Raw genomic sequence first — 25728 nt, 5'->3', positions numbered from 1 at the left:
GGACGAATCCCTTCGCGGCCCGGTGCCACCGGACGGCCTTGTGAGCCATGTTTCCGTGTGAGATGGCGCGCGTTATAGCGGGATTCCCCGATAACGCAAGGCGAACCGCTCCGGATCGGCACAGGAGGCGGCGGAGAGGCGGCGGACCGGGTCTGGCCCGATCCGTCCGATTCCCCCCTCCCGGCCGGGTTCAGCACTCCTTTGCGCCGGGCGGGCACCGTTTGGCGGGACCCTGCGGCCGCGGCGGCGGGGCAGCCCGGGGCGGCGCCGGCGGCCGCGGCGGAGCCACGTGGGGCGGCGGCGGTGCGACGCGCGGCGGAGCCGACGGCGGCGCCATCCGCGGGGCTGCATGTTGCGGCGGTGGCGGCGGCGCCATACGGGGCGCCACATGCACCGGCGGCGGCACCGGTCGGGCGACCGTCGGCGGTGCAGGTCGCTGGATGCGCGGGGCGGCAGGCGGTGGGCGCCGCTCGACCGCCGCGCCGCCCGGAGGTCCCGGCGGTCTGGCGGGCGCAGAGACCGGCGGGGCCGGCCGTAGCCTGGCCGCAGGGGCCTGCGGACGGGCCGGTTCGGGACGCACGGCAGGGGCTGGACCGGGTCGTGGTGCGACGACCTGGGGCTTTGCCGGCGGTCCTGCCGGTGGCGCGACCGGACCATTCCGGACCGCGGCCGGGCCGCCGGGACCGGGAGCCGGCCGACCAGCCGGCTGCGGCTGACCGACCGAAGCAGCCCCCGGCCGCGCGGCGACGCCCGGCGCGGGGGGCAATCCCTTGGTGCCGGGCACCGGCAGCGCCTGAACGGCCGGCGCAGCGCCGCCGGGCGCACCCGGTCCGGGCTGGCCCTGCCCCGCCGGCCGGGCGACGGCGGGTCCGGGGCCCTGGCCTGGCCGCTGCGCAGCTGGGTTCGCCGGCGCGGGGCTATTCGGAGCCGGCGCCGCGGCGGGCCGGATCAGCCTCGGCCCCTGCAGCTGGACGCCGGGGCGCGGCGCGAAGCCGCCGGGCGGCGCTGTGGCGATCGACGCACTCTGCGGCACCGGCGCCTTGCCCTGCCGGATCAGGGCGGCCCGATGCAGCGCGGCAGCGGGCAACGCCGCGCCGATCACCGCCCCCGACGCGACAGCGGCCGCGGTGCCTGCCGAAACCGGGGCGCCAGGAGCCGCGACGGCAGGCCCGGCCGCCGGGGGGCTCGCCACCGGAGCCGCCGGATTGGCCGGCGCGGCCGGCGGCTGGTTGATCACCTGATTGATCACCGTGGTGTTGTGGATGTTGGCGAAGATGATGTTGTTCGGCGGCGGACGCACGTAGTCCGGCGGGCGGACATAGGCCGGGATCGGCACGAACAGCGGCCTCGGCAGATAGAACAGCCCGATCGGCGGCGGTGGCGGCGGCAGCACCACGAAGTCCGGCGGCGGTGGCGGCAGCAGGTACACCGGCGGAGGCGGTGGCGGCGCGAAGTCGAACTCCGGATCGCTGAACATCAGCACCGGCCGGTCGACATAGACGATCTCGTCGGGCGGCGGCGGCGGCACGTCGTAGTCTATCACCGTGAAGCTCGGCGGAGGCTCCAGCGCCGCCGCAAGTATCTCCAGCCGGCGCCGCGCATCGGCCGCATGCGGACCGCGCGGATAGCGTCGCAGATACGACCAGTACGCATCCGGCGTATCGACGCGGTAAGTCCGACGCCAGGTAATCGCCTCGCGCCGCGCGGCGACGATCGCCCTCACCCGCTTCGCCAGCGGATCGTTCGGATAGGCAGCGAGGAAATCCTCATAGGCTTGCAGCGTGTCGCGATCGAGCGCCGCTGCAAACGCCTCTTGCGCGCCGAAATCGCGGATCGGTTTGGCGCGCAGCGTCTGGTCGACCGCGGCCATCGGCGGCGCGTCGGGCGCGCGATCGAAGAACATGAAATTGGACTCGATCGTCCGCGTATCCCACGGCAATTGCGCGCCCTTGGTATTCTCATTGACGCGCAGCCGGACGCGGTCGAACAGTTGCGGCAACGTCAGGCCGCCGGTGCGGATCATCTCGGCCAGCGCCTGGGCGTAGACTCCGTAGGCGCCGCGCTCGTCCGGCGCCACGGTGCCGGGCGCGGCGTTGAAGGCGATCAGCATCTTCGGATTGGGCTCGACCATCGCCAGACCCGAAGCGACCGAGCCGGCCGGCACGAACGGCTGCTCGCGCGCCAGATCGAGCACCACGACACTGGTCTTCAACGGCAGCGCCGCGAGCTGGCGCAGATAGTCGCTGATCCGCAGGCCTTCGGTCGGAATCTCGGTGTCGCGCGACAGCTGCGTATCGACCGGGATGAAGTAGTTCTCGCCGGCATATTGCACGCCGTAGCCGGCAAGATAGATCGCCGCGACGGTGTCCGGCCCGGACTCCTCGGCCTTCTTCAGAAAATCGCGGAAGGTGCCGCGCAGCGTGTCGCCGTCGAGATCGCGCGCGCCGCTGACGTCGAAGCCCGCCGCCTGCAAAGTCTGCGCGATCAGACCGCCGTCGTTCGCGGCGGTGGACAACGGCGCTTTCGCATAGGCGCCGTTGCCGATCACCAGCGCGATGCGTTTTTCCTGCTGCTGAGCCGCCGCAGGGCCGATCGGGCCGGCGATCAGAACAACCAGGATGGTGGAGACGACCGAAACGAGATGGTTGAGACGCATGGCCGGAGACCCGCTGCACGGGCGCCGCAGGAACCGGCGCAGCGCCGCGGATGACATTTCAGCGCGTCGCAATCTGAATGGTGATTGAACAAACCGCCGTTGGTTCGCGGGGAAGCACTGCCCTCGCCGCGGGTCGCCTTCACGCCGGAGTGAGCTCCCGCCTACAGCGTCTCGACGTGTTCGACGCCGCTGACGGCCTTAATCGCGCCCGCGATCTGCGGCGACACCTGATATCTGCCAGGGATCTCGAACTCGACCTCGGTCTGCGGGTCCAGCCGCAGCACCAGCGCGACGTTGCCGCCGGCCGCCTTCGACTCCGGGGGCTGCAAGCGTTTGGTAAGCGATTCCAGCGGCTTGGTGTCAAGCAGGAAGATCCGCAGGCCCTTCTGGGTCTTCGCCGCTGCCGCGTCGAGCAGTTCGGCGTGCAGCACGCGGGCGCGGACGTCCTCGCCCTGCAATTCGGCGCCGAGCTGCATCAGCACCGCCGCACCGGGTTCCAGCACCTCGCGATATTGCGCCAGCCCCTCGGAGAACAGCACCGCCTCGAAATGCCCGGTCGGGTCCGACAGGCCGATGATGCCCATCTTGTTGCCGGTCTTGGTGCGCCGCTCCATCCGCGACACCACCGTGGCGGCAACCTTGCCGGCGGTGGCGCCGGATTTCACCGCCTTGCAGAACTCCGACCAGGACTGCACCCGCAGCCGCTTCAGCGCGGTGGCGTAATCGTCGAGCGGATGCCCCGACAGGAAGAAGCCGATCGCGTCATATTCACGGCGCAACCGCTCCGCCGGCAGCCAGGCCTCGATCTGCGGTAGAATAATCGACGGCGCATCCGACAGGCCGCCGAACATGTCGTTCTGGCCGCTGGTCGCCGCTTCATGATTGCGCTGGCAGGCCGCGACGATGGCGTCGGCGCCGCCGAACACCGCCGCGCGGTTGGAGTTGAGGCAATCGAACGCGCCGGCGGCAGCGAGACATTCGACGACGCGGCGGTTGAGGGCGCGCGGATTGACCCTTGCGGCGAAGTCGGCGAGCGAGGCGAACGGCTTGTCGCCGCGTGCCTCGACGATCTGCTGCACCGCCTGCAGGCCGACGCCCTTGAGGCCGCCGAGCGCGTAGTAGATCGTGTTCGGCCCGACCTCGAAGGTGGCGCCGGAATGGTTGACCGAAGGCGGCTCGACCTTGATGCCGAGCCGCTGCGCCTCGGCGCGGAATTCGCTCAGCTTGTCGGTGTTGTGGATTTCCAGCGTCATCGACGCGGCGAGGAATTCCACCGGATAGTGCGCCTTCATGTAGGCGGTGTGGTACGACACCAGCGCGTAGGCCGCCGCGTGGCTCTTGTTGAAGCCGTAGTCGGCGAACTTCGCCAAGAGGTCGAAGATGGTGTCGGCGGCGTCCTTGGCGACACCGTTCTTGACTGCGCCGTCGACGAAGATCGCGCGCTGCTTGTCCATCTCGGCGCGGATCTTCTTGCCCATGGCGCGGCGCAGCAGGTCGGCGTCGCCGAGCGAATAGCCGGCCATCACCTGCGCGATCTGCATCACCTGTTCCTGGTAGATGATGACGCCGAACGTCTCCTTCAGGATCGGCTCCAGCATCGGGTGCAGATATTCCGGCTCCTCGTCGCCGTGTTTGCGGGCGCAGTAGGTCGGGATGTTGGCCATCGGGCCCGGGCGATACAGCGCCACCAGCGCGATGATGTCCTCGAACCGGTCGGGCCGCATGTCGATCAGCGCCCGCCGCATGCCGGCGCTTTCCACCTGGAACACGCCGACCACGTCGCCCCGCGCCAGCATCTGGTAACTCGGCGCGTCGTCGATCGGCAGCGTGGCGAGATCGACGTGGATGTCGCGCTGCTTCAAGAGCTTCACCGCGACGTCGAGCGTCGTCAGGGTCTTCAGGCCGAGGAAGTCGAACTTCACCAGCCCCGCCGGCTCGACCCATTTCATGTTGAACTGGGTCACCGGCATGTCGGACTTCGGATCGCGATACAGCGGCACCAGCTCGGACAGTGGGCGGTCGCCGATCACGATGCCGGCGGCGTGGGTGGAGGCGTGGCGGGTCAGGCCTTCGAGCTTCTGCGCGATGTCGAAAGCGCGCGCCACGATCGGGTCTTCGTCGCGCGCCGCCTGCAGTTTCGGCTCGCCCTCGATCGCCTGTTTCAGGGTGATCGGCGCCGCCGGATTCTGCGGCACCAGCTTGGTCAGCTTGTCGACCTGGCCGTACGGCATCTGCAGCACGCGGCCGACGTCGCGCAGCACGCCGCGCGCCTGCAGCGTGCCGAAGGTGATGATCTGCGCCACCTGATCGCGGCCGTAACGCTGCTGCACGTATTCGATCACTTCGCCGCGGCGGTCCTGGCAGAAGTCGATGTCGAAGTCCGGCATCGACACGCGCTCGGGATTGAGGAACCGCTCGAACAGCAGGCCGAACTTGATCGGATCGAGGTCGGTGATGGTCAGCGAATACGCCACCAGCGAGCCGGCGCCGGAGCCACGGCCCGGACCGACCGGAATGCCGTGCGCCTTGGCCCATTTGATGAAGTCCGACACGATCAGGAAGTAGCCCGCGTATTTCATGCGGGTGATGACGTCGAGCTCGAAGGCCAGCCGCTTGTGGTAGTCCTCCTCGGTCATGCCCTGCGACAGGCCGTGGACGCTGAGCCGCTTGGCGAGGCCCTGCTCGGCCTGGCGGCGCAGCTCGGCGGCTTCGGCGGCGGCGGCTTCCGCCGCGTCGCTGACGCCGGCCCCGACCGTGAACAGCGGCAGGATCGGCTTGCGGGTCAGCGGCCGGTAGGCGCAGCGCTGCGCGATCTCCACCGTCGAGGCCAGCGCCTCGGGGAGATCCGCGAACAGCACCGCCATTTCGGCACGGGTCTTGAACCGGTGGTCGGGGGTGAGCTGGACCCGCTCGGTCTCGGCGATCAGCTTGCCGGAGGCGATGCACAGCAGCGCGTCGTGGGCTTCGTAATCGTCGGCGGTGGCGAAATGCGGCTCGTTGGTCGCGACCAGCGGCAGTCCCTTGTCGTAGGCGAGATCGATCAGCCCGCCTTCGGCGCGGCGCTCGGCCTCGGTGCCGTGCCGCTGCAGCTCGACATACAGGCGGTCACCGAACGCCTGCAGCAGGCGCTCGCAGCGCTCCGCGGCGAGCGCCGGGTCGGTCAGCATCGCCAGCGAGATCGGGCCATCCGGCCCGCCGGTCAGCGCGATCACGCCGTCGGTCTCGCCGTCGAGCCAGTCGACCTTGATGTGCGGCACCTGATTGACCGGCGTCTCCAGGAACGCCCGCGAGTTCAGCCGCATCAGGCTGCGGTAGCCCTGCTCGCGCGCGCCCAGCAGCACGATCCGCGCCGGCGTCGCCAGCGCGCCGTGGCGGGCGTTCGGGTCCTGGTCGCCGAAATCGATTCCGAGTTCGAGCCCGACGATCGGCTGGATTCCCGAGCCCGACAGCTTGTCGGAGAACTCCAGCCCGCCGAACATGTTGTCGGTGTCGGTGAGCGCCAGCGCCGGCTGGCGGTCGGCCTTCGCCAGCTCGGCGAGCTTGGCGATCTTCATCGAGCCCTTCAACAGCGAATAGGCCGAGTGGACGTGCAGGTGGACGAATCCGGCATTGCTCATCGGCGCGGCGGCTCTTCAGACAAACGTGCGGGTTGGGACGATGGGTTTCGCGGAGTCGGCGCCGTCACCGCCACCGACTCGGAAGCCCAATGGTGGGCTCCCTCCCCCTTCACCGCAAGCATTGGCAGACCGCTTATCCCCGCTATGCCGACGCGGTCGCACGCCGTCGGATTCAGGCCTGCGCCAGCACCTGGGCCCACACCGCCACCATGCCGATGAACAGCGCAATCGACGTCAGCGCCGCAGCCTCCTGGATGAAGATCTTCAACATCGTCCGCCTCCCTGACCTTGTGAACATAACAAGAACAATGTTCTCATTTCGTTCTAGAGTCAAGAATGCCCGATGCGCAGCAACTTCAATCGTTAACGAGGCGTTACTATCCCCGGAATTCACCTGTGCAGTCCGGATTGACGGTCGTCGGGGAAAAGCGCACGGAGACGCGGCGGGGCACCGTCGATTTGGGAGGTCGGCGCGCCTCGCAGCAGCGGAGACGACGATGCGGATCGGAGCGATGGTGCTGGTGGCTAGTCTGGCGCTGCCAGCGGCCGCGACGGCACAGCCTTACGACAACTATCCGGTCTGCCTGCGGGTCTACGGACCGGTGCGCTACGACGAGTGCCGCTACGTCTCGATCGAGCAGTGCCGGCCGTCGGCCTCGGGCATCGCCGGGCAATGCGTCGTCAATCCGTGGTATCGGCCGCCGACGGGACCGAGTTCGCGGCGCGTCAAGCGACATTGAGCCGGCGCATGTGCACCCGCCCCAGCGCCGTCATAGACTTCTGCAACACTGCCGACAGCGTCGAGTCGCGGCCGCGGCGACCGGCGCCGCAACAAGGATTCGAATGAAGATGCGCAAGATGTTCCTGATCGCGATGCTCGCCGGCCTCGGCCTGACCACCACCGCGGAGGCGCGGGACTATCCGGTCTGCCTGCGGGTGTATCAGAGCTACTACGACTGGTACGACGAGTGCAGCTACGACACCATGGCGCAGTGCCGGATGTCGGCGTCGGGCCGTCACGCCGACTGCATGACCAACCCGTGGTACACCGCGCCGCAGCCGGCGAAGAAGAAGCCGCGCAAGCATCGCCGCCAGCATCGGCAGCACTGAGACCCGCTGCGCGGCCCTCAGGCCAGTCATTCCGGGGCGCGCGCAAGCGCGAACCCGGAATCTCGAGATGTTCTGCGTTCAGGCCCTTGGCCCTGCACTGCGGGATTCCGGGTTCGCTCGCTGACGCGAGCGCCCCGGAATGACGGCTAAAGCAATGACGTGCTGAAGCGACGACGCGCTGAAGCCGGCCGCCCGCGCTATTCCAGTTCGACCACCACGCCGTCCTGCAGCGACACCCGGCGGTCCATCCGGCCGGCCAGTTCCATGTTGTGGGTGGCGATCAGCATCGCCACCCGGGTCGCCTTGACCAGCTGCATCAGCGCATTGAACACGTGATCGGCGGTGTGCGGATCGAGATTGCCGGTCGGCTCGTCGGCGAACAGCACGCGCGGCGCGTTGGCGACCGCGCGGGCGATCGCGACGCGCTGCTGCTCGCCTCCCGACAATTCCGAGGGCCGATGGGTGATGCGGTCGCCGAGCCCGAGATAGGCCAGGATTTCCTTGGAGCGGCTGATCGTCTCCTTGCGTTTCAGGCCGCGGATCATCTGCGGCATCATCACGTTTTCCAGCGCGGTGAATTCCGGCAGCAGCCGGTGCGACTGGTAGACGAAGCCGATGTCGGTACGGCGAATCTGGGTGCGCTCGGCGTCGGTCAGCGCCGAGGTCGCGGCACCGCCGACATAGACCTCGCCGTCGTCGGGATGTTCGAGCAGCCCGGCGATGTGCAGCAGAGTCGACTTGCCCGAGCCCGACGGCGCCACCAGCGCCACCGACTGCCCCGCCCACAGCGCCAGCTTGGCGCCGTCGAGGATGGTCAGCGTCGCCTCGCCTTGCGAATAGTGCCGCTTGATGTCGTGAAGGTACACGACCGGGATGTCTTCGGCGCCCTGCTCCATCGTGTTTCGCCTTACTCGTAGCGCAGCGCTTCGACCGGATCGAGGCGCGCGGCGCGCCACGACGGGTACAGCGTGGCGAGGAACGACAGCGTCAGCGCCATGATCACCACCGCGCTGGTCTCGGCGAAGTCGACCTCGGCCGGCAGCTTCGACAGGAAATACAGTTCCGGCGAGAACAATTCGGTGTTGGTGACCCAGGACAGGAATTGCCGGATCGACTCGATATTGAGGCACACCAGGAGGCCGACGAAGAACCCGGTCAGCGTGCCGACCACGCCGATCGCCGCGCCGGTGATCAGGAACACCCGCATGATCGAGCCCTGCGTCGCCCCCATGGTGCGCAGGATCGCGATGTCGGCGCCCTTGTCCTTCACCAGCATGATCAGGCCCGAGATGATGTTGAGCGCCGCCACCAGCACGATCAGCGTCAGGATCAGGAACATGACGTTGCGCTCGACCTGCAGCGCGTTGAAGAACGTCGAGTTGCGCTGCCGCCAGTCGACCAGGAACACCGGCCGCCCCGCCGCCTCGGTCACCGCCTTGCGGAAGGCGTCGATCCTGTCCGGATTGTCGGTATAGACTTCGATCGCGGTGACGTCGTTAGCGCGGTTGAAATACGCCTGCGCCTCCTTCAGCGGCATGAACACGAAGGTCGAGTCGTATTCGGACATGCCGATCTCGAACACCGCCGCCACCTTGTACGGCTTGATCCGCGGCGTCGTGCCCATCGGCGTCACCGCGCCGCGCGGCGCCACCAGCGTGATGCTGTCGCCGGCGTGCAGCGAGAGCTGATCGGCGAGCCGCCGGCCAATCGCAACGCCCTGGCCGTCGTCGAACCCTTCCAGCGTGCCCTGCTTCAGATGATTGGCGATCGACGACAGCCGGTTGAGGTCCTCGGCGCGGATGCCGCGCACGAACACGCCCGAGGCGTTGAACGGCGACGACGCCAGCGCCTGACCGTCGACCACCGGCGCGGCCAGCTTGATGCCCTGCACGCCGCTGAGCCGGTCGGCGACATCCTTCCAATCGGTCAGCGGGCTTTCCAGTGGCTGCACCAGCAGATGGCCGTTGAGGCCGAGAATCTTGTCGAGCAGCTCTTTGCGGAAGCCGTTCATCACCGCCATCACGATGATCAGCGTCGCCACCCCCAGCATGATGCCGAGGAACGAGAAGCCGGCGATCACCGAGATGAACCCCTCACGCCGACGCGCCCGCAGGTAGCGCCCGGAGAGCAGCCATTCGAATGGCGCGAAAGGAGGGGTCCGAACAGGCTCGTTCATGGCGTGATCCATAGTCCGAATTTCACACGATTCGGGCTTTATCTGGCCGACGCCGCCCTCGCCGCTCAGGCCCGCGGTGGATAAGTGCCTATTACGTCAGACGTGAGACCACATCGGCGAGCGCGAGGTTTTCACGCGAGCCGTCGCTGCGCCGCTTGAGTTCGACCTTGCCCTCGGCGAGTCCGCGCGGACCGACGTGGAGCTGCCACGGAATGCCGATCAGGTCCGCGGTCGCAAACTTCGCGCCGGCGCGCTGATCTGTGTCGTCGTACAGCACCTCGACGCCCTTGGCCGAGAGTTCGCGATACAGCTGGTCGCAGGCCGCGTCGGTCGCGGCATCGCCCTGCTTCAGATTGAGGATGGTGACCCGGAACGGCGCCACCGCCTCCGGCCAGATGATGCCGTTGTCGTCGTGGCAGGCCTCGATGATCGCGCCGACCAGCCGCGACACGCCGACGCCGTAGGAGCCGCCGTGAATCGGCGCATCGGTGCCGTCCGGCCCGGTGACGTTGGCCTTCATCGAGTCCGAGTATTTGGTGCCGAAGTAGAAGATCTGGCCGACCTCGATGCCGCGGGTATTGAGGCGGTTCGCCTCCGGCACTTCGCTCTCGTAGCGCGCCGGCTCGTGGACGTCCTCGGTCGCCGCATAGACCGAGGTCCACTGCTTGATGATCGGGGTCAGGTCGCCGTCGTAATCGACGTTCTCGTCCGGCACCGGCAGGTTGAGCACGTCACGGTCGATGAACACGCCCGACTCGCCGGTCTCGGCCAGCACGATGAATTCGTGGGACAGGTCGCCGCCGATCGGGCCGGTCTCGGCGCGCATCGGGATCGCCTTCAGCCCCATCCTGGCGAAGGTGCGCAGGTACGCCACGAACATCTTGTTGTAGGACTTGCGCGCGCCGGCTTCATCGACGTCGAACGAGTAAGCGTCCTTCATCAGGAATTCGCGGCCGCGCATCACACCGAACCGCGGGCGCTGCTCGTCGCGGAATTTCCATTGAATATGATACAGATTCAGCGGCAGGCTCTTGTAGGACTTGATGTAGGCCCGGAAGATCTCGGTGATCATTTCCTCGTTGGTCGGGCCGTACAGCAATTCCCGCTTATGCCGGTCGGCGATCCGCAGCATCTCCGGACCGTAGGCGTCATAGCGACCGCTCTCGCGCCACAGATCGGCGAGCTGCAGCGTCGGCATCAACAGCTCGATCGCGCCGGCGCGATTCTGCTCCTCGCGGACGATCTGCTCGATCTTCTTCAACACGCGATGGCCGAGCGGCAGCCAGGCGTAGATGCCGGCGGCCTCCTGCCGCAGCATGCCCGCGCGCAGCATCAGCCGGTGCGAGACGATCTCGGCCTCCTTCGGGTTTTCCTTCAGGATCGGCAGGAAGAAGCGCGACAAACGCATGGGATTTGCTCGGAGAATCGGGTGGAAGCTGAATTTGCGCCAGTGAAACCGGATCGGACGCCAAAACACAAGGGCGCGGGCCGCGCAGTTCGGCAATTCGGGCCGGATTCGCCGCGCTGCGGCGCAGGCCGGACGCGGTCCTAGCACGGCGGCCAGGTGCTCGGCACCCGACTATCGAATCACGATCGGGGCTTCGAGGTTCACCTTCTCGAAGTCCGAGATCAGCACCCCCAGCGTCAGCGTCCACCGCCCGGGCACCGGGGCGGTCAGGCGCGTCCGCCACGGCCCCTCCGCCGTCCTTTGCGCTGCGGCGCTGAGCGGCTCGATGCCAGCGTCGGGATTGGCGAGCGTCACCGTGACCGCCTGGGCGGCGAGCGGCGCCTCGTCGGCGGTCTGCAGCAGCACCTCGATCTGCACCGGACCGGCACGGGCCGGCGTCAGCGTGACCGTGGCCATCGCCCGCTCGCCATGGAGGTGCACGACGTCCGCGGCCACGGCGGCGCCGCTGCGCGGCGGCGGCGTGAACCGCCACAGACCGACCACGCCGAGAATCGCGATCACCAGCATCAGCTCGGCGAAGATGCTGGCCCGCATCGTCCGCACCGCGGCCGCGTCGCCCGCCATCAGACGCGGCGTCAACCGGACCCGGTTCCACAGCGCCAGGCCGAGCAGTCCGAGCACCAGCGCCAGCTTGCCGAGCAGCACCCGGCCGTAATCGCTCTGCCACAGCGCATCGACCGTTCCGAGTTCGATCGCGGCCAGTGCCACGCCGCTGACCAGCAGCGCCACGATCGCCAGCGGGATCGTGCGCGAGAACCGCCGCAGCGTCGCCGGCGCCGTGTCGCGCTTGCCGATCGCGATCGCGAGCGGCAGCAGCGCGCCGATCCACAGCGCGAGGCTGACGCCATGCACCCACACCGCGGCGGATGCGAGCGCGCGCGGTTCGGCCGTGGCGGCATGGCCGCTGACCGCGAACGCCGTCCCCAGTCCAGCCACCGCGCCGAGCGACAGCAGCCGCGCATTCCAGCCGCGCCAGCGCAGCGACAGCAGCGCCACCATCAATGCGATGCCGGACAGCGCCGCGGCGTCGCCGAACGAGCCGGACCCGCCGGCCCGCCATACCGCAGCCTCGCCGATCCGGGAAAGCGGCAGGTCGAGCACGTCCAGCCCCTGCAGGCCGACCGAGAGAGTGAGCGCAGCGAGACCAAGCAGCGCGACGGCGGCGCAGCCGGCCCGTGCACCGCGCGACGGGGCTGCGGCGACCCAGCCGAGAAATGCCGCGCCGCCGACCGCCATCAGCAGCGTCAGCTCGAACGCAATCCTAGTCAGCCAGATCGCGGTGCGACGCATCGGATCGTCGGGCACCTCGATGGCCGGCAGCCTTTGGCCGGGCGTGCCGATCCAGAACGTCAGCGCTCCGCCGATCGGATGGCCGTCAGCGGACGACACCCGCCAGCTCAGCAGGTGTGCGCCCTCACCCAGCGGCGCCGGCGGCTTGAAGCGCAGCGTCGCGCCGTCCTGGTCGATCGCGCTGACCGGATGGCTCCGGCCGCGCGGATCGATCAGTTGCAGCCGCAGCGCGGTCACCGGTTCGTTGAAGGTCAGCGTGAAGCTATGCGGCGCCGTCGCCAGCACCGAATCTGCCGCGGGATCGCTGGAGACCAGGCTGGCATGCGCGGCCGCGAGCGCCGGCCACAGCATCACGGCGATCACCGTGATCCAGGCCAGCCAACGCCCGCGGCTGCGCGTCTGTCGGCGAGCCGCCGTCACGGCACCTTCGGCTCGAGCCGCAGCGCCGGGGCCGGCTCGTGCAGGGCGTCCGCCTTCTGCCCAGCGGCCGGGATCTCGATCCAGCGCGAAACGCCCTTCTCGCATTCCTGCACCACCGGGAAGTACAGCGTCTTGCCGGCAGCGTCTGGCAGTTTCATCACCAGGCCGAAGGTATCGTAGAGATTATCCGGGAGCGGGCCGCCGCGCCAGGTTACTTCGTCGACGGTTTCGGTGATGGTCTTGCCGTGCAGCTTCGGCTGTTCGCCCGCGATCTTGCGGGTCTTGATCTCGACCGACCAGCCCGGCTTCATCTGCGGCTTCACCGACAGCACGCCGTCCGGAATTTTGACCCGCACCGCGAGCGTTGCGCTGCCGTCGCAGCCGTGCGGCACGCTGAGCGCCGCCTGGAAGTAATTGCCGGCCACAGCCTTGTTCGGCTGCAGCGTGACATGGGCCAGCGCTGGACCGGCGCCCAGAGCGGCGGCCACGAGGGCCGCCGCTGCCGATACGGATCGGGATCGCATCACTTCTTCATCCCGTGGCCGCTGTGGTCCATGGTGCCGTGATCCATCTTCATCATGCTGCCGCCGGTGTCGCCGGGCGCCTTGGCGCCGACGCCTTCGACGTCGAGCGTCACCTGGACCTTGCCGGCCTTTTCGAACTGCAGCGTCACCGGCACCTTGTCGCCCTGCTTCAGCGGGCCCTTCAGGTCCATCAGCATGATGTGGTAGCTGCCCGGCATCAGCGTCACGGTCTTGCCGGGCTCGATCGCCAGCCCCTTGTCGAGCGGGCGCATCTTCATCACGCCGTTGTCCATCGACATCTCGTGGATCTCGACCTTGCCGGCGATGTCGGCGGTGCCGGACACCAGGCGATCGACGCTGCTGCCCTTGTTCTGAATCGTCAGGAAGCCGCCGGCGACCTTGGCGCCGCCCGGGGTGGCGCGGCTCCAGGACTGGCTGATCACCAGATCGCCGGCCTTGACCTCGGCGGCCTGGACCGCGGCGGTGGACAGCAAGGTGGCGACGGCGATCGACGCGACGCTGCGGATGAGCTTGTTCATGGGTGGGTCTTTCTGTCGGTTGAGGAGTGGAGAACGAACGCTCCGGCAGCCGCGTTCCCCGGATGCAGGGCGACGCGCCGTCGAGCGAGGGTCGCAAGGAAGAGAGCGGCGGATGCCGCGATCAGGCAAAGGCCGCAGCCAATGCAGGTGGCGCCCGTGCCTGAGCATGAACGAACTGCCCGGCGTCGACGGCCGCTGCACCCACAAGGTGCCAGATCACCGCCTGGGCAAACCGCGCCGCGACGACGTCCTGCGGCGGAAGCGCCGGCGCGCTACCGAGCCCGAGCGAACAGATCACGCAGCAGCCGACATTATGGCCGGTCGGGGCGGTATCCGAAGCCTGCCCCGGCTGTGCCAACGCCGCGCAATGCGGCGCCGCGCCGACCGGATCGGCGATCGCGCCGGCCATGAAGCGAACCACCCCGATCGGCGCCAGCACCTGCACCAGCACCACAACGCCGACCAGCATCGCCGGCCCGAAAGCGCGAAGCAGCGTGATCAAGGGGGTGGGCTGATGAATTATCATGCAGGTCCGCTGCGCCGGCTTCAGGATTCTACCATCGCACGACTAAGCCAAGTGCGCCAAACGAAACCGCCAAGCGAATGCAGGTGGCAAGTTTTCGTTCATTTCACGTCTTGCCTTAAATTTGAACATTCGTTGCCGTGAATGATGACAAACCGCCCCGGATACGCTACCAATACAACCACAGGCTAAGCCTCAGCGGCGAAGGTCTGAGTGGTCCAAGTCTCGGGAGGAACCCTGACGTTCACCAATGAGCGTCGCCCGGCCAACCAAATCAACAAGTATTCGGGAAAATCATAGGGTCGACAAGTTTTTCAGCAGGGCGTCGCGCCCTGCTTTTTCTTTTTCAGCGTCGTCTCGGCACTATTTTTCATTGTACGAATCGCCAAGCGCGTCACTCGCGCGCGGCGAAGCCATCCAACAACAACTGTTGGCAGAGTGATTCGTTTGATGACGAGTGTCGTCGGCTGAGCGAACGTAACGAAACACCTCTCGGCGAATCGTGCGTGCACACATGGGAATCGCGCTGCAATCAGTCCGCGCCTCGACAGCGTCGCGTTGCGCGCTGCTCAGCCGCTACAACGGCAGATTCATCAGCTTGGCGAGACGATCGATGCCCAGCCAGCCGGAGCGATACGCGTATAGTGCGACCGAGAAGATCACGGCGGAGATCAGCGTAGTCCACAGCGCCTTGCGCGCCAGCAGCGGCGCGACCGGCGCGCCGGGATCGGTACCGGGCGCCGCCCCCTCGCCATCGCTTTCGGCGTGGCTGCGCACGCCGAACGGCAGCGTCACGAACAATACGATCCACCACAGCACGAAGTAGATCGCGAGCAGCCCGGCGATCTGGGAGATCATCGGCTCAGGCTTGTTCGATCTCGACCAGCGCGCCGGAGAAGTCCTTCGGATGGAAGAACAGCACCGGCTTGCCGTGCGCGCCGATCTTCGGATTGCCGTCGCCGAGCACGCGCGCGCCTTCCTTGGTCAGGCGGTCGCGCGCTTCGATGATGTCCGGCACTTCGTAGCAGACGTGGTGGATGCCGCCGTCGGCATTGCGCTCGAGAAACTTGGCGATCGGCGAGGCTTCGCCGAGCGGCTGGATGAACTCGATCTTGGTGTTCGGCAGCGTCACGAACACGGTGATGACGCCGTGCTCCGGCAGCGGCACAGCATCCGAGATCGCCGCGTCGAATCCGGCGCCGTACACCTTCGCGGCCTGCACCGCATCCTTCACCGCGATCGCCACGTGGTTGAGCCGTCCGAGCATGTCACCCTCTCTGTTGTCGTGTTCTTATGGTGTTTATCTCAAACTCTCAGCACGTGCACCGTGCACAAAGGCTTCTTGCCCCATTCCATCTGGACGATCGAGCGGACCGTGCGTCGCACCGATTCCGCGACCGCGTCCGGATCGCGCCGCCGCGCCCGCGGCAGTCCCTCGACGGTGGAGACGATCGCATCGAACACGATGTCATCCATCGGCTCGCCGGCGGTGTTGTTCTCCGGAATCCCGACCAGCTCGACCTCGGGATCGTCGGCAAGCTCCCCTGCTTCGGTCAGCGCCAGCGCCACGAAGGCGCAACCGGCGAACGCCATCTTGCGACGTTCGACCACGGCGCGCGAGCTATCCTGCTCGAGGATGGTGCCGTCCTTGTACAGCCGACCGGAAGGCAGCTGATCGATCACCGCCGGTTCGCCGGGGCCGAGCCGGATCAGGTCGCCGTTGCGGCAGACCATCACCTTGGGGACGCCCATCTGCCGCGCCAGCTTGGCATGCTCGTTGAGATGCAGCGCCTCGCCGTGCACCGGGATCAGCAGTTGCGGCCGCACCCAGGAGATCATCTCGCGCAGCTCGTCGCGGCGCGGATGGCCGGAGACGTGGACCAGATGATCGCGATCGGTGATCACCTCGATGCCTTGCGTCACCAGCCCGTTGATGATGCCGCCGACCGCCTTCTCGTTGCCGGGAATGGTGCGCGACGAAAAGATCACGCAGTCGCCCTTGTTGAGCGTCACCTCGGGATGATCATCGCGTGCGATCCGTGCCAGCGCGGCGCGCGGCTCGCCCTGGCTGCCGGTGCACAGCGCCAGCACCTTGTCGGGCGGGAAATGCCCGTAATATTCGGGTCCGCGGAAGCTCTGCACGCCGTCGAGATGGCCGGTCTCGCGCGCCACCTGCGTGACGCGGTCCATCGCGCGGCCGACCAGCACGACCTCGCGTCCCGCCGCCTTGGCGGCATCGGCCACGGCGCGGATGCGGCCGACATTGGAGGCGAACGTCGTCACCGCGACGCGGCCCTTGGCCGACTTGATCAGCCCGGCAAGCGAGGCGGCAACTTCGGTCTCGGACGGCGAGCGGCCGTCACGCACCGCGTTGGTGGAATCGCCGATCAGCGCCAGCACGCCTTCGTCGCCGAGCTGGCGCAGCCGCGCCTCGTCGGTCGGCGCACCGACCACAGGGGTCGGATCGATCTTCCAGTCGCCGGTGTGCAGCACGGTGCCGACCGAGGTGCGGATCGCCAGCGCGTGACTCTCCGGAATCGAATGCGCCACCGGGATGAACTCGACGCTGAACGGTCCAAGATTGATCGTGCCGCCAGACGGCACTTCGGTGATCGGAATCTTCAGCGTGGTACGCTCGGCCGCGAGCTTGGCGGCGAACAGCGAGGCACTGAACTTGGTGGCGTAGATCGGGCAGCCGAGCTTCGGCCACAGATCGATGATCGCCCCGAAATGATCCTCGTGGGCGTGGGTCAGCACCAGCCCGACCAGGTTCTTCTTCTCTTTTTCCAGGAAGCGGATGTCCGGCATGATCAGATCGATGCCGGGCAGATGCTCCTCGTCACCGAACGATACGCCGAGGTCGACCGCCAGCCAGCTCCGCTGCGTGCGGTTGCCGAGGCCGTAGATCGACAGGTTCATGCCGATCTCGCCGACGCCGCCGAGCGGCGCAAATGTAAACTCGTCCGGACGCGCCATCACGCCGCTCCCATTGATGCGACGCCCTTGAAATACACGTCACCGGCCGAAACCGGCACCCTTCTTCCGTCGGTGGTGCGCACGATCAGACAGCCGGTATCGTCGATGCTGTCGAACACGCCCTCGAGCGCGCCGTCGCCGGAGCGGATCGACACCGGCTCGCCGAGACCGGCGGCGCGCTCCAGCCAGCGCCGGCGAATCTCGGGAAAGCCGCGACCGTCATCCCAGATCCCGCGCAGTTCTGTCCAGGAATCGGACAGCGCTGCGAACAGATCCTCGGCGCTGACCGAAATGCCGAGATCGTGCAGCGACACGGCCGGATACGGTGTCTCGGTCGGGGCCGCAATCACGTTGGTGCCGATGCCGACCACCACGGCGAGGCGACCACCGACATTCTCGGCTTCGAGCAGAATGCCGGCGAGCTTCTTGCCCGCGGCCAGCACGTCGTTCGGCCATTTCAGGCGGAAACCGAAATCGGTGCCCGAACGCGCCCGCGCTTCCAGGCTGACCTGCTGCAACGCGGTTTCGAGCGCGAGCCCGGCGGCGAAGCCCAGCGTCGCGGCGGTGCCGGGCGGCACCCGCATCACTTCGAGAACGCTGCTGGCGAGGTTGCCGCGCGGCGCCACCCAGGCGCGCTGGCGCCGGCCGCGACCGGCGGTCTGCTCGGTGGTGACGAACCAGATCGGTCCCGCCTCCCCGCCCCGCGCCCGGCTCAGCGCCTCGGCGTTGGTCGAGCCCACTGAATCGAAAGCGGCGAGCCGATAGCCCGCCGCTGCCGCCTTGGATCCGAGATGCAGCGCCGCCATTCAGAACAGCGATTTGGCGGCTGCCGTCGCCGCGTTCACCAGCGGCGCCGGATAGATGAAGAACAGCATGTTGAACAGACCGGCGACCATCAACACGCTGCGCAGCTCCGGCCGCACCGGATCGACGCCCGCGGCCGGCTCGTCGAAATACATCGTCTTGACGATCGCCAGGTAATAGTAGGCACCCACCACGCTGGTGACGACGCCGATCACCGCCAGCGCGAACATGCCGGCCTTGATCGCGGCCATGAAGACGTAGAACTTGGCGAAGAAGCCGGCCAGCGGCGGAATGCCGGCGAACGAGAACAGCAGCATCGCGAAGAAGAACGCCAGCGGCGGATTGGTGCGCGACAGGCCGGCGAAGTCGCTGATGTTCTCGACGTGCAGGCCGTTGCGGCGCATCGCCAGGATCACCGCGAAAGCGCCCAGCGTCATCGCGACGTAGATCGAAATGTAGACGATCACGCCCTGCGCGCCTTCGACCGTGCCGGCCGACAGACCGACCAGCGCGAAACCGATATTGGCGATCGCCGAATACGCCATCAGTCGCTTGATGTTCTTCTGCCCGATTGCCGCGAACGAGCCGAGCGCCATCGAGGCGATCGCCACGAAGATCACGATCTGCTGCCACTGCGGCGCGATGCTCGGAAACGCGGTCAGCGTGACGCGGGTGAAGATCGCGATGCCCGCCACCTTCGGAGCCGAGGCGAAGAACGCGGTGACCGGGGTCGGCGCGCCTTCATAAACGTCCGGCGTCCACATGTGGAACGGCACCGCCGAGACCTTGAAGCACAGGCCGGCGAGCAGGAACACCAGACCGAACACCAGACCGATATTGCCGTCCTTGGCCGCAGCCGCAATGCCCGCGAACTGCACCGTGCCGGTGAAGCCGTAGATCAGCGAGGCGCCGTACAGCAGCATGCCGGACGACAGCGCGCCGAGCACGAAATACTTCATGCCGGCTTCGTTCGACTTGGCGTCCTGGCGATTGCTCGCCGCCACCACGTAAAGCGCCAGACTCATCAGCTCGAGGCCGAGATACAGCATGACCAAGTCGCCGGCCGAGATCAGCAGCAGCATGCCGGCCGACGACAGCAGCACCAGGATGGCGTATTCGAACATCCGCCGCGACGGATCGGTCAGGACTTCGAGCGACAGGACCAGCGTCACCGCCGATCCGAGCAGCGCCAGCACTTTGAGGAAGCGGGCGAAGTCGTCGACGATGAAGCTGCCGCCGAAGGTGACCAGCTTGCCGGCGGGCAATGCGAACAGTTCGAGCGCGCCGGTGAGGAGCAGCAGCAGGATCGCCAGCACCGTGACGGTGCCGGTCGCCTTCGGCCCGCGATAGGCGCCGAGCATCAGGAGCAGCATCGCCCCGACGACCAGCACGAGTTCCGGAAGGATCGGCAGCAGCGGGTAGCCGGCTGTTTCAAAGTTCATCTGGATCGGTCCTTGCCGGTCAAGGCAGCGCCGCTGCCTTCACGGCAGTCACGGCGGCGGCGTAGTTGTTGACGAGTTGCTGGACGGACGCGGCGGACATGTCGAGCACCGGCTTCGGATAGAAGCCGAACAGGATCGTCGCCACCAGCAGCGGCGCCATCATCAGACCTTCGCGCCAGGTCAGATCCTTGATGGTGGCGAGCGACGGCTTGGTCATCGCGCCGAACACCACCTTGCGGTACAGCCACAGCGCGTAGCCGGCCGACAGGATCACGCCGGTGGTCGCCAAAGTCGCGGTCGGAACGTTGACGCGGAAGGTGCCGAGCAGCGTCAGGAACTCACCGACGAAGCCGGAGGTCCCCGGCAGGCCGACATTGGCCATGGTGAACACCATGAACACCAGCGCGTACAGCGGCATGCGGTTGACCAAGCCGCCATAGGCGGCAATCTCGCGGGTGTGCATCCGGTCGTAGACCACGCCGACGCAGAGGAACAGCGCGCCCGAGACGATGCCGTGGCTGACCATCTGGAACACAGCGCCGGCGACACCCTGCGTGGTGCCGGCGAAGATCCCCATGGTGACGAAGCCCATATGCGCCACCGAGGAGTACGCGATCAGCTTCTTGATGTCCTCCTGCATCAGCGCGACCAGCGAGGTGTAGATGATCGCGATCACCGACAGGGTGTAGACCAGCGGCGCGAAATAAGCCGAAGCGTCCGGGAACATCGGCAGCGAGAACCGCAGGAAGCCGTAGCCGCCCATCTTCAACAGGATCGCGGCGAGCACGACCGAGCCCGCGGTCGGCGCTTCGACGTGCGCATCCGGCAGCCAGGTGTGCACCGGCCACATCGGCATCTTCACCGCGAACGAGGCGAAGAACGCCAGCCACGCCCAGGTCTGCAATCCGCTCGGCACCGAGGTCCGCAGCAGCGTCGGAATGTCGGTGGTCCCGGCGTTCCAGTACAGCGCCATGATCGCCAGCAGCATCAGCACCGAGCCGAGCAGCGTGTACAGGAAGAACTTGAACGACGCGTACACCCGGCGCGGACCGCCCCAGATGCCGATGATCAGGAACATCGGGATCAGGCCGCCTTCGAAGAACAGATAGAACAGCACCAGATCCAGCGCCGAAAAGGTGCCGATCATCAGCGTTTCGAGGATCAGAAACGCGATCATGTATTCGCGCACCCGCACCGTCACCGAGCGCCAGCTCGCGATGATGCAGAACGGCATGATCGCGGAGGTCAGGATCACCAGCGGCAGCGAAATGCCGTCGAGACCCAAGTGGTAGGTGATGGTATCGCCGAGCCAGGGCGCCTTCTCGACGAACTGGAAGCCCGGATTGGCCGGATCGAAGTGCCAGACCAGCAGCAGCGACACCGCGAAGGTGATCAGCGTGGTCCACAGCGAGATCCAGCGGGCGTTGCGGCGCGCCGCCTCGTCCTCGCCGCGCGCCAGATACACCAGCGCGGCACCCAGCACCGGCAGGAAGGTGACGACCGACAGGATCGGCCAGGTCATGATCGAAGCCGACATTTACCGGCCCCCCAAGCCGAGTATGAACCAGGTGATCAGACCGGCCACGCCGATCAGTATCGCAAACGCGTAGTGATAGAGATAGCCGGTCTGCATCCGCACCACGCCGCGGGTGACGTCGAGCACCCGGGCCGAGATGCCGTCGGGGCCGAGACCGTCGATCAGCATGCCGTCGCCCTTCTTCCAGAGCTGCCGGCCGATCCACTTCGCCGGACGCACGAAGATCACCTCGTACAGCTCGTCGAAGTACCACTTGTTGAGCAGGAAGTTGTAGAGCAGCCGATGCTGGCTGGCGAGCTCCACCGGGATATCCGGGCGCCGGATGTAGAAGAACCAAGACACCAGGAAGCCGACCACCATCATCACCGTCGGGAGCAGCGCGATCCACGCCGGGATGTGGTGCATCTCTTCGATGATGTGCGGGTGCATCTTCAGCGACGAGCGGAAGAACTCCTCGACTCCGTGCCCGGCGAACAGCTCCTTGAACGGGTAGCCGGCCGCCAGCGCACCGAACGCCAGCACGAACAGCGGGATCGTCATCACCAGCGGGCTCTCGTGCGCCGCCTCGTAGTGCTTGCGATCGTGCGGCTGGCCGTGGAAGGTCTTGAACACCAGGCGCCAGGAGTAGAACGAGGTCAGCAGCGCCGCCACCACGGTCATCACGAAGCCGTAGAACGCCAGCGGGTTCTTCGAGACGAACGCCGCCTCGATGATCGCGTCCTTGGAGAAGTAGCCGGCGGTCAGCGGGAAGCCGGTCAGCGCCAGGGTGCCGATCAGCATCACCGCGTAGGTGAACGGGATGCGGTCCTTCAGGCCACCCATGTTGCGGATGTCCTGCTCGTGGTGCATCGCGTGGATCACCGAGCCGGCGCCCAGGAACAGCAGCGCCTTGAAGAAGGCGTGAGTGAACAGGTGGAACATGCCCACCGAATACGCACCCGCCCCCATCGCCACGAACATGTAGCCGAGCTGCGAGCAGGTCGAATACGCCACGATCCGCTTGATGTCGTTCTGAACGAGGCCGATCGTCGCCGCGAAGAACGCGGTGGTGGCGCCGAAGAACATCACCACGGCCTGGGCATCCGGGGCGAGCTCGAACAGCGGCGACATCCGCGCCACCATGAACACGCCGGCGGTGACCATGGTGGCGGCGTGGATCAGCGCCGACACCGGGGTCGGGCCTTCCATCGCGTCCGGCAGCCAGGTGTGCAGCAGGAACTGCGCCGACTTGCCCATCGCGCCCATGAACAGCAGCAGGCAGGCCAGCGTCAGCGCGTCGGCGTTCCAGCCGAAGAAGTTGATGGTCTTGCCGGTCAGGTCCGGGGCGGCGGCGAAGATGGTGTCGAAGTCGGTCGAACCGACCAGCACGAACACCGCGAAGATGCCGAGCAGGAACCCGAAGTCGCCGACGCGGTTGACCACGAAGGCCTTGATGGCGGCGGCGTTGGCGGACGGCTTCTGGTACCAGAACCCGATCAGCAGATAGCTGGCGAGGCCGACGCCTTCCCAGCCGAAGAACAGCTGCAGCAGATTGTCGGCGGTCACCAGCATCAGCATCGCGAAGGTGAACAGCGACAGGTAGCCGAAGAACCGCGGCCGGTGCGGATCCTCGTGCATGTAGCCGATCGAATACAGATGGACCAGCGACGACACCGTCGTCACCACCACCAGCATCACCGCCGTCAGGGTGTCGACCCGCAGCGCCCAGGCGACCTGCAGCTCGCCGGAATTGATCCACGGCAACAGCGCCACACGGGAGTCGTGGTGCATGAAACCGACGTCGACCAGCGTCACCCAAGACAGCGCGCAGGAGATCAGCAGCAGCGTCGTGGTGACGATCTCGGCGAGCCGCGAGCCGGCCGCGGCCGGCTCGACCGGGCCGTGGGCATGGTCGTCGTGAGCGTGGTCGTCATGACCGTGCGCCGCATGCGCGTGGGCGTCGTGGCCGTGCGCAGCGTGGCCATGGGCGTCGTGCCCGTGGCCGTGATCGTCGTGATGCTCGACGGTATCGCCGCTCGGGTTGCGGGCATGGGCGCCCACCAGCGCAATGACGGCGGCGATCAGCGCGCCGACCAGCGGCAGGAATACGATAGCCTGGATCATGCGCGCGCCTTCAGCCTCCGGACGATGCCGTCAATCCGCACTCGATTGCCGATCATGCCCTAGCCCTTCATCAAGTTGATGTCTTGCACCGCGATGGTGCCGCGATTGCGGAAGAACACCACCAGCACCGCCAGGCCGATCGCGGCCTCCGCGGCTGCGACGGTGAGCACCAGCAGCGCGAACACCTGCCCGACGATGTCGTTCAGGTAGATCGAGAACGCCACCAGGTTGATGTTGACGGCGAGCAGCATCAGCTCGATCGACATCAGAATGATGATGACGTTCTTGCGGTTCAGGAAGATGCCGAGCGTGCCGAGGGTGAACAGCACCGCCGCGACCGACAGGAAATGGCCGAGCCCGATCTCGTTCATCGCACCCACTCCGCAGAGTCGTTGTCGGAAAGTCCCTGCCCCGGCTTGACCTGGCGGATCGCCATCGCCGTCTCCCTGGAGCGGGCGTTCTGCGCGGCGATGTCCTGCCGCTTGACCTTCTTCTTGTGGCGCAGCGTCAGCACGATCGCGCCGACCATCGCCACCAGCAGCACGATGCCAGACACCTGGAAGTAGTGGATGTAGCGGGTGTAGAGCACCAGGCCGAGCGCTTCGGTGTTGGATACGCCGGCCGGGATCGGCGCCGTCACCGTCTTGGTCACGGTCGGGCTGATCACCCAGCCGCCGGCCAGCAGCAGCAATTCCGCGAGGAAGATGAAACCGATCAACAGGCCGAACGGCAGATATTCGAGGAAGCCTTCGCGAAGCTGGCTGTAATCGACGTCCAGCATCATGATCACGAACAGGAACAGCACTGCGACGGCGCCGACATAGACCACGATCAGGATCATCGCCAGGAATTCGGCCCCCATCAGCACGAACATGCCGGCGGCGTTGACGAAAACCAGGATCAGGAACAGCGCGGAGTGCACCGGGTTGCGGGCGACCACGACCATCACCGCGGCGGCGATCGCCACCCCGGCGTAGAGATAGAAGAACAGGACGGGCATCGACATGGCGTCAGCTCACCGGTACGGCGCGTCGAGGGAGATGGCCTTGGCGATTTCCCGCTCCCAGCGGTCGCCGTTGGCCAGCAGGCGGGCCTTGTCGTAGTAGAGTTCCTCGCGGGTCTCGGTGGCGAATTCGAAGTTCGGCCCCTCGACGATCGCGTCGACCGGGCACGCCTCCTGGCAGAACCCGCAATAGATGCACTTCACCATGTCGATGTCGTAGCGCACCGTGCGGCGGGTGCCGTCGTTGCGGCGCGGGCCGGCCTCGATGGTGATCGCCTGCGCCGGGCAGATCGCCTCGCACAGCTTGCAGGCGATGCAGCGTTCCTCGCCGTTGGGATAGCGGCGCAGCGCGTGCTCGCCGCGGAACCGGGGCGAGATCGGATTCTTCTCGAAAGGATAATTGATCGTCGGCTTCGGTTTGAAGAAGTAACGCATGGCGAGAAAGAACGCCGATACGAACTCCGTCAGAAGCAGCGAACGGGCGGTCGCGGTGATGTTCATCAAAGCCTCATTTCGGTGCCAGGCCGGCGAACTGCAGGACGGCCGCCACGATCACCACCATCGCCAGCGACAACGGCAGGAACACCTTCCAGCCCAGCCGCATCAACTGGTCGTAGCGGTAGCGCGGCACGATCGCCTTCGCCATCGCGAACAGGAAGAACATGAACAGCAGCTTCAGCGAGAACCAGACGATGCCCGGCACCCAGGTGAAGGGCGCGTAAGGCACCGGCGGCAACCATCCGCCGAGGAACAGGATCGTGCCCATCGCGCACATCGTGACGATCGCCACGTATTCGCCGAGCATGAACAGCAGATACGGGGTCGACGAGTATTCGACCATGAAGCCGGCGACCAGTTCCGATTCCGCTTCGACGAGGTCGAACGGCGGCCGGTTGGTTTCGGCCAGCGCCGACACGTAGAACACGACGAACATCGGGAACAGCGGCAGCCAGTACCAGCCGAGCATGCCCCATTTGCCGTCCTGCGCCTCGACGATCGCGGTCAGGTTCAACGAACCGACGCACAGCAGCACGCAGATCACCACGAAACCGATCGAGACCTCGTAGGACACCATCTGCGCGGCCGAGCGCAGCGCGGCCAGGAACGGGTACTTCGAGTTCGACGACCAGCCGGCCATGATGATGCCGTACACCGACAGTGACGACACCGCCAGGATGTACAGCACGCCGACATTGATGTCGGCGATCACCCAGCCGGCATTCACCGGGATCACCGCCCAGGCAGCGAGCGCCAGCACGCAGGTCACCAGCGGCGCCAGCAGGAACAGGCCCTTGTTGGCGCCGTCCGGAATCGTCGGCTCCTTGACGACGAATTTCAGCAGGTCGGCGAACGACTGCAGCAGGCCCCACGGTCCGACCACGTTCGGACCGCGCCGGATCTGCACCGCCGCCCAAATCTTGCGGTCGGCGAGCAGGATGTAGGCGATTGCGATCAGGAGGATGACCAACAGCAGCACGCTCTGCCCGATCACCACGAGCAGCGGCCACAGGTTGGTCGCGAAGAATTCAGCCATGGGTCC

Annotated in this window: 22 protein-coding genes; 2 read left to right on the top strand and 20 right to left on the bottom strand. The window is 66.9% G+C overall.

The window, feature by feature from the left end; all coding sequences use genetic code 11:
* Positions 1–190: 190 nt before the first annotated feature.
* Both DWA33_RS00295 and dnaE read right to left on the bottom strand, forming a co-directional pair.
* The gene (locus tag DWA33_RS00295; RefSeq protein ID WP_114356129.1) at positions 191–2656 is read right to left on the bottom strand and encodes a caspase family protein; all 2466 of its coding nucleotides are present in this window, start codon (positions 2654–2656) and stop codon (positions 191–193) included.
* 161 nt (positions 2657–2817) lie between these two features.
* Entirely contained in the window at positions 2818–6273 is a 3456-nt protein-coding gene (gene dnaE, locus DWA33_RS00290; protein WP_114356128.1) for a DNA polymerase III subunit alpha, read from the bottom strand.
* Between the two features lie 497 nt (positions 6274–6770).
* Here dnaE and DWA33_RS00285 point away from each other — a divergent pair, with 497 nt between their 5' ends.
* Together DWA33_RS00285 and DWA33_RS00280 are read left to right on the top strand one after the other, a co-directional pair.
* A complete protein-coding gene (locus tag DWA33_RS00285; RefSeq protein WP_114356127.1) occupies positions 6771–7013 on the top strand; it encodes a DUF3551 domain-containing protein in 243 nt (80 codons plus the stop codon).
* 103 nt (positions 7014–7116) lie between these two features.
* Positions 7117–7383: a DUF3551 domain-containing protein gene (locus DWA33_RS00280; protein ID WP_244601162.1), complete on the top strand. Its 267-nt coding sequence runs from the start codon at positions 7117–7119 to the stop codon at positions 7381–7383.
* Between the two features lie 197 nt (positions 7384–7580).
* Here the strand turns inward: DWA33_RS00280 and DWA33_RS00275 are convergent, their stop codons facing one another.
* The 18 genes from DWA33_RS00275 to nuoH all read right to left on the bottom strand — a co-directional run bounded on the left by DWA33_RS00275 (position 7581) and on the right by nuoH (position 25722).
* Complete coding sequence (locus DWA33_RS00275; protein WP_114356126.1) at positions 7581–8279, bottom strand: ABC transporter ATP-binding protein; 699 nt, start codon at positions 8277–8279, stop codon at positions 7581–7583.
* 11 nt (positions 8280–8290) lie between these two features.
* Entirely contained in the window at positions 8291–9571 is a 1281-nt protein-coding gene (locus DWA33_RS00270) for a lipoprotein-releasing ABC transporter permease subunit (RefSeq protein WP_114356125.1), read from the bottom strand.
* Positions 9572–9650: 79 nt separating this feature from the next.
* A complete protein-coding gene (gene proS, locus DWA33_RS00265) occupies positions 9651–10967 on the bottom strand; it encodes a proline--tRNA ligase (protein ID WP_114356124.1) in 1317 nt (438 codons plus the stop codon).
* A 171-nt stretch (positions 10968–11138) separates the two neighbouring features.
* Complete coding sequence (locus DWA33_RS00260; RefSeq protein WP_147270209.1) at positions 11139–12737, bottom strand: copper resistance CopC/CopD family protein; 1599 nt, start codon at positions 12735–12737, stop codon at positions 11139–11141.
* Positions 12734–13261: a YcnI family protein gene (locus tag DWA33_RS00255; RefSeq protein WP_114356123.1), complete on the bottom strand. Its 528-nt coding sequence runs from the start codon at positions 13259–13261 to the stop codon at positions 12734–12736. Before DWA33_RS00255 ends, DWA33_RS00260 begins: the two co-directional genes overlap by 4 nt.
* A complete protein-coding gene (locus tag DWA33_RS00250) occupies positions 13261–13800 on the bottom strand; it encodes a copper chaperone PCu(A)C (protein ID WP_114356122.1) in 540 nt (179 codons plus the stop codon). The genes DWA33_RS00255 and DWA33_RS00250 overlap by 1 nt, the downstream gene beginning before the upstream one ends.
* A 121-nt stretch (positions 13801–13921) precedes the next feature.
* Entirely contained in the window at positions 13922–14326 is a 405-nt protein-coding gene (locus DWA33_RS00245; protein ID WP_114356121.1) for a hypothetical protein, read from the bottom strand.
* Between the two features lie 573 nt (positions 14327–14899).
* The gene (locus DWA33_RS00240; RefSeq protein WP_114356120.1) at positions 14900–15181 is read right to left on the bottom strand and encodes a DUF1467 family protein; all 282 of its coding nucleotides are present in this window, start codon (positions 15179–15181) and stop codon (positions 14900–14902) included.
* A 4-nt stretch (positions 15182–15185) separates the two neighbouring features.
* A complete protein-coding gene (gene mce, locus DWA33_RS00235; protein ID WP_114356119.1) occupies positions 15186–15590 on the bottom strand; it encodes a methylmalonyl-CoA epimerase in 405 nt (134 codons plus the stop codon).
* A 38-nt stretch (positions 15591–15628) separates the two neighbouring features.
* A complete protein-coding gene (locus DWA33_RS00230; RefSeq protein ID WP_114356118.1) occupies positions 15629–17299 on the bottom strand; it encodes a ribonuclease J in 1671 nt (556 codons plus the stop codon).
* Positions 17299–18105, bottom strand: coding sequence for a biotin--[acetyl-CoA-carboxylase] ligase (locus DWA33_RS00225; protein WP_114356117.1), 807 nt, complete (start codon positions 18103–18105; stop codon positions 17299–17301). Before DWA33_RS00225 ends, DWA33_RS00230 begins: the two co-directional genes overlap by 1 nt.
* The gene (gene nuoN, locus DWA33_RS00220; RefSeq protein ID WP_114356116.1) at positions 18106–19545 is read right to left on the bottom strand and encodes an NADH-quinone oxidoreductase subunit NuoN; all 1440 of its coding nucleotides are present in this window, start codon (positions 19543–19545) and stop codon (positions 18106–18108) included.
* A gap of 19 nt (positions 19546–19564) precedes the next feature.
* Positions 19565–21082 carry an NADH-quinone oxidoreductase subunit M gene (locus DWA33_RS00215; protein ID WP_167443092.1) on the bottom strand — a complete coding sequence of 506 codons (1518 nt, stop codon included), beginning with the start codon at positions 21080–21082 and terminating at the stop codon, positions 19565–19567.
* Positions 21083–23185, bottom strand: coding sequence for an NADH-quinone oxidoreductase subunit L (gene nuoL, locus DWA33_RS00210; RefSeq protein WP_114356115.1), 2103 nt, complete (start codon positions 23183–23185; stop codon positions 21083–21085).
* Positions 23186–23244: 59 nt separating this feature from the next.
* Positions 23245–23556, bottom strand: coding sequence for an NADH-quinone oxidoreductase subunit NuoK (nuoK, locus tag DWA33_RS00205; RefSeq protein WP_011158489.1), 312 nt, complete (start codon positions 23554–23556; stop codon positions 23245–23247).
* Positions 23553–24191 carry an NADH-quinone oxidoreductase subunit J gene (locus DWA33_RS00200; RefSeq protein WP_114356114.1) on the bottom strand — a complete coding sequence of 213 codons (639 nt, stop codon included), beginning with the start codon at positions 24189–24191 and terminating at the stop codon, positions 23553–23555. Before DWA33_RS00200 ends, nuoK begins: the two co-directional genes overlap by 4 nt.
* A gap of 9 nt (positions 24192–24200) precedes the next feature.
* Positions 24201–24689, bottom strand: coding sequence for an NADH-quinone oxidoreductase subunit NuoI (nuoI, locus tag DWA33_RS00195; protein WP_114356113.1), 489 nt, complete (start codon positions 24687–24689; stop codon positions 24201–24203).
* Positions 24690–24696: 7 nt separating this feature from the next.
* On the bottom strand, positions 24697–25722 hold the full coding sequence (nuoH, locus tag DWA33_RS00190) for an NADH-quinone oxidoreductase subunit NuoH (RefSeq protein ID WP_114356112.1): 1026 nt from the start codon (positions 25720–25722) through the stop codon (positions 24697–24699).
* Between the last annotated feature and the right edge of the window lie 6 nt (positions 25723–25728).

Origin of the sequence: Rhodopseudomonas pentothenatexigens (genome assembly GCF_900218015.1) — a bacterium.
GTDB classification, from domain to species: Bacteria; Pseudomonadota; Alphaproteobacteria; order Rhizobiales; family Xanthobacteraceae; genus Rhodopseudomonas; species Rhodopseudomonas pentothenatexigens.
The sequence above is the reverse complement of the archived record's forward strand: the minus strand, read 5'-3'. Positions and strand labels throughout refer to the sequence as shown.

What these genes read in the sequence shown, in the direction of transcription:
- DWA33_RS00295 (WP_114356129.1), bottom strand. Translation starts at nt 2,656, where the DNA reads ATGCGTCTCAACCATCTCGTTTCGGTCGTCTCCACCATCCTGGTTGTT.
- dnaE (WP_114356128.1), bottom strand. Translation starts at nt 6,273, where the DNA reads ATGAGCAATGCCGGATTCGTCCACCTGCACGTCCACTCGGCCTATTCG.
- DWA33_RS00285 (WP_114356127.1), top strand. Translation starts at nt 6,771, where the DNA reads ATGCGGATCGGAGCGATGGTGCTGGTGGCTAGTCTGGCGCTGCCAGCG.
- DWA33_RS00280 (WP_244601162.1), top strand. Translation starts at nt 7,117, where the DNA reads ATGAAGATGCGCAAGATGTTCCTGATCGCGATGCTCGCCGGCCTCGGC.
- DWA33_RS00275 (WP_114356126.1), bottom strand. Translation starts at nt 8,279, where the DNA reads ATGGAGCAGGGCGCCGAAGACATCCCGGTCGTGTACCTTCACGACATC.
- DWA33_RS00270 (WP_114356125.1), bottom strand. Translation starts at nt 9,571, where the DNA reads ATGGATCACGCCATGAACGAGCCTGTTCGGACCCCTCCTTTCGCGCCA.
- proS (WP_114356124.1), bottom strand. Translation starts at nt 10,967, where the DNA reads ATGCGTTTGTCGCGCTTCTTCCTGCCGATCCTGAAGGAAAACCCGAAG.
- DWA33_RS00255 (WP_114356123.1), bottom strand. Translation starts at nt 13,261, where the DNA reads ATGCGATCCCGATCCGTATCGGCAGCGGCGGCCCTCGTGGCCGCCGCT.
- DWA33_RS00250 (WP_114356122.1), bottom strand. Translation starts at nt 13,800, where the DNA reads ATGAACAAGCTCATCCGCAGCGTCGCGTCGATCGCCGTCGCCACCTTG.
- DWA33_RS00245 (WP_114356121.1), bottom strand. Translation starts at nt 14,326, where the DNA reads ATGATAATTCATCAGCCCACCCCCTTGATCACGCTGCTTCGCGCTTTC.
- DWA33_RS00240 (WP_114356120.1), bottom strand. Translation starts at nt 15,181, where the DNA reads ATGATCTCCCAGATCGCCGGGCTGCTCGCGATCTACTTCGTGCTGTGG.
- mce (WP_114356119.1), bottom strand. Translation starts at nt 15,590, where the DNA reads ATGCTCGGACGGCTCAACCACGTGGCGATCGCGGTGAAGGATGCGGTG.
- DWA33_RS00230 (WP_114356118.1), bottom strand. Translation starts at nt 17,299, where the DNA reads ATGGCGCGTCCGGACGAGTTTACATTTGCGCCGCTCGGCGGCGTCGGC.
- DWA33_RS00225 (WP_114356117.1), bottom strand. Translation starts at nt 18,105, where the DNA reads ATGGCGGCGCTGCATCTCGGATCCAAGGCGGCAGCGGCGGGCTATCGG.
- nuoN (WP_114356116.1), bottom strand. Translation starts at nt 19,545, where the DNA reads ATGAACTTTGAAACAGCCGGCTACCCGCTGCTGCCGATCCTTCCGGAA.
- DWA33_RS00215 (WP_167443092.1), bottom strand. Translation starts at nt 21,082, where the DNA reads ATGTCGGCTTCGATCATGACCTGGCCGATCCTGTCGGTCGTCACCTTC.
- nuoL (WP_114356115.1), bottom strand. Translation starts at nt 23,185, where the DNA reads ATGATCCAGGCTATCGTATTCCTGCCGCTGGTCGGCGCGCTGATCGCC.
- nuoK (WP_011158489.1), bottom strand. Translation starts at nt 23,556, where the DNA reads ATGAACGAGATCGGGCTCGGCCATTTCCTGTCGGTCGCGGCGGTGCTG.
- DWA33_RS00200 (WP_114356114.1), bottom strand. Translation starts at nt 24,191, where the DNA reads ATGTCGATGCCCGTCCTGTTCTTCTATCTCTACGCCGGGGTGGCGATC.
- nuoI (WP_114356113.1), bottom strand. Translation starts at nt 24,689, where the DNA reads ATGAACATCACCGCGACCGCCCGTTCGCTGCTTCTGACGGAGTTCGTA.
- nuoH (WP_114356112.1), bottom strand. Translation starts at nt 25,722, where the DNA reads ATGGCTGAATTCTTCGCGACCAACCTGTGGCCGCTGCTCGTGGTGATC.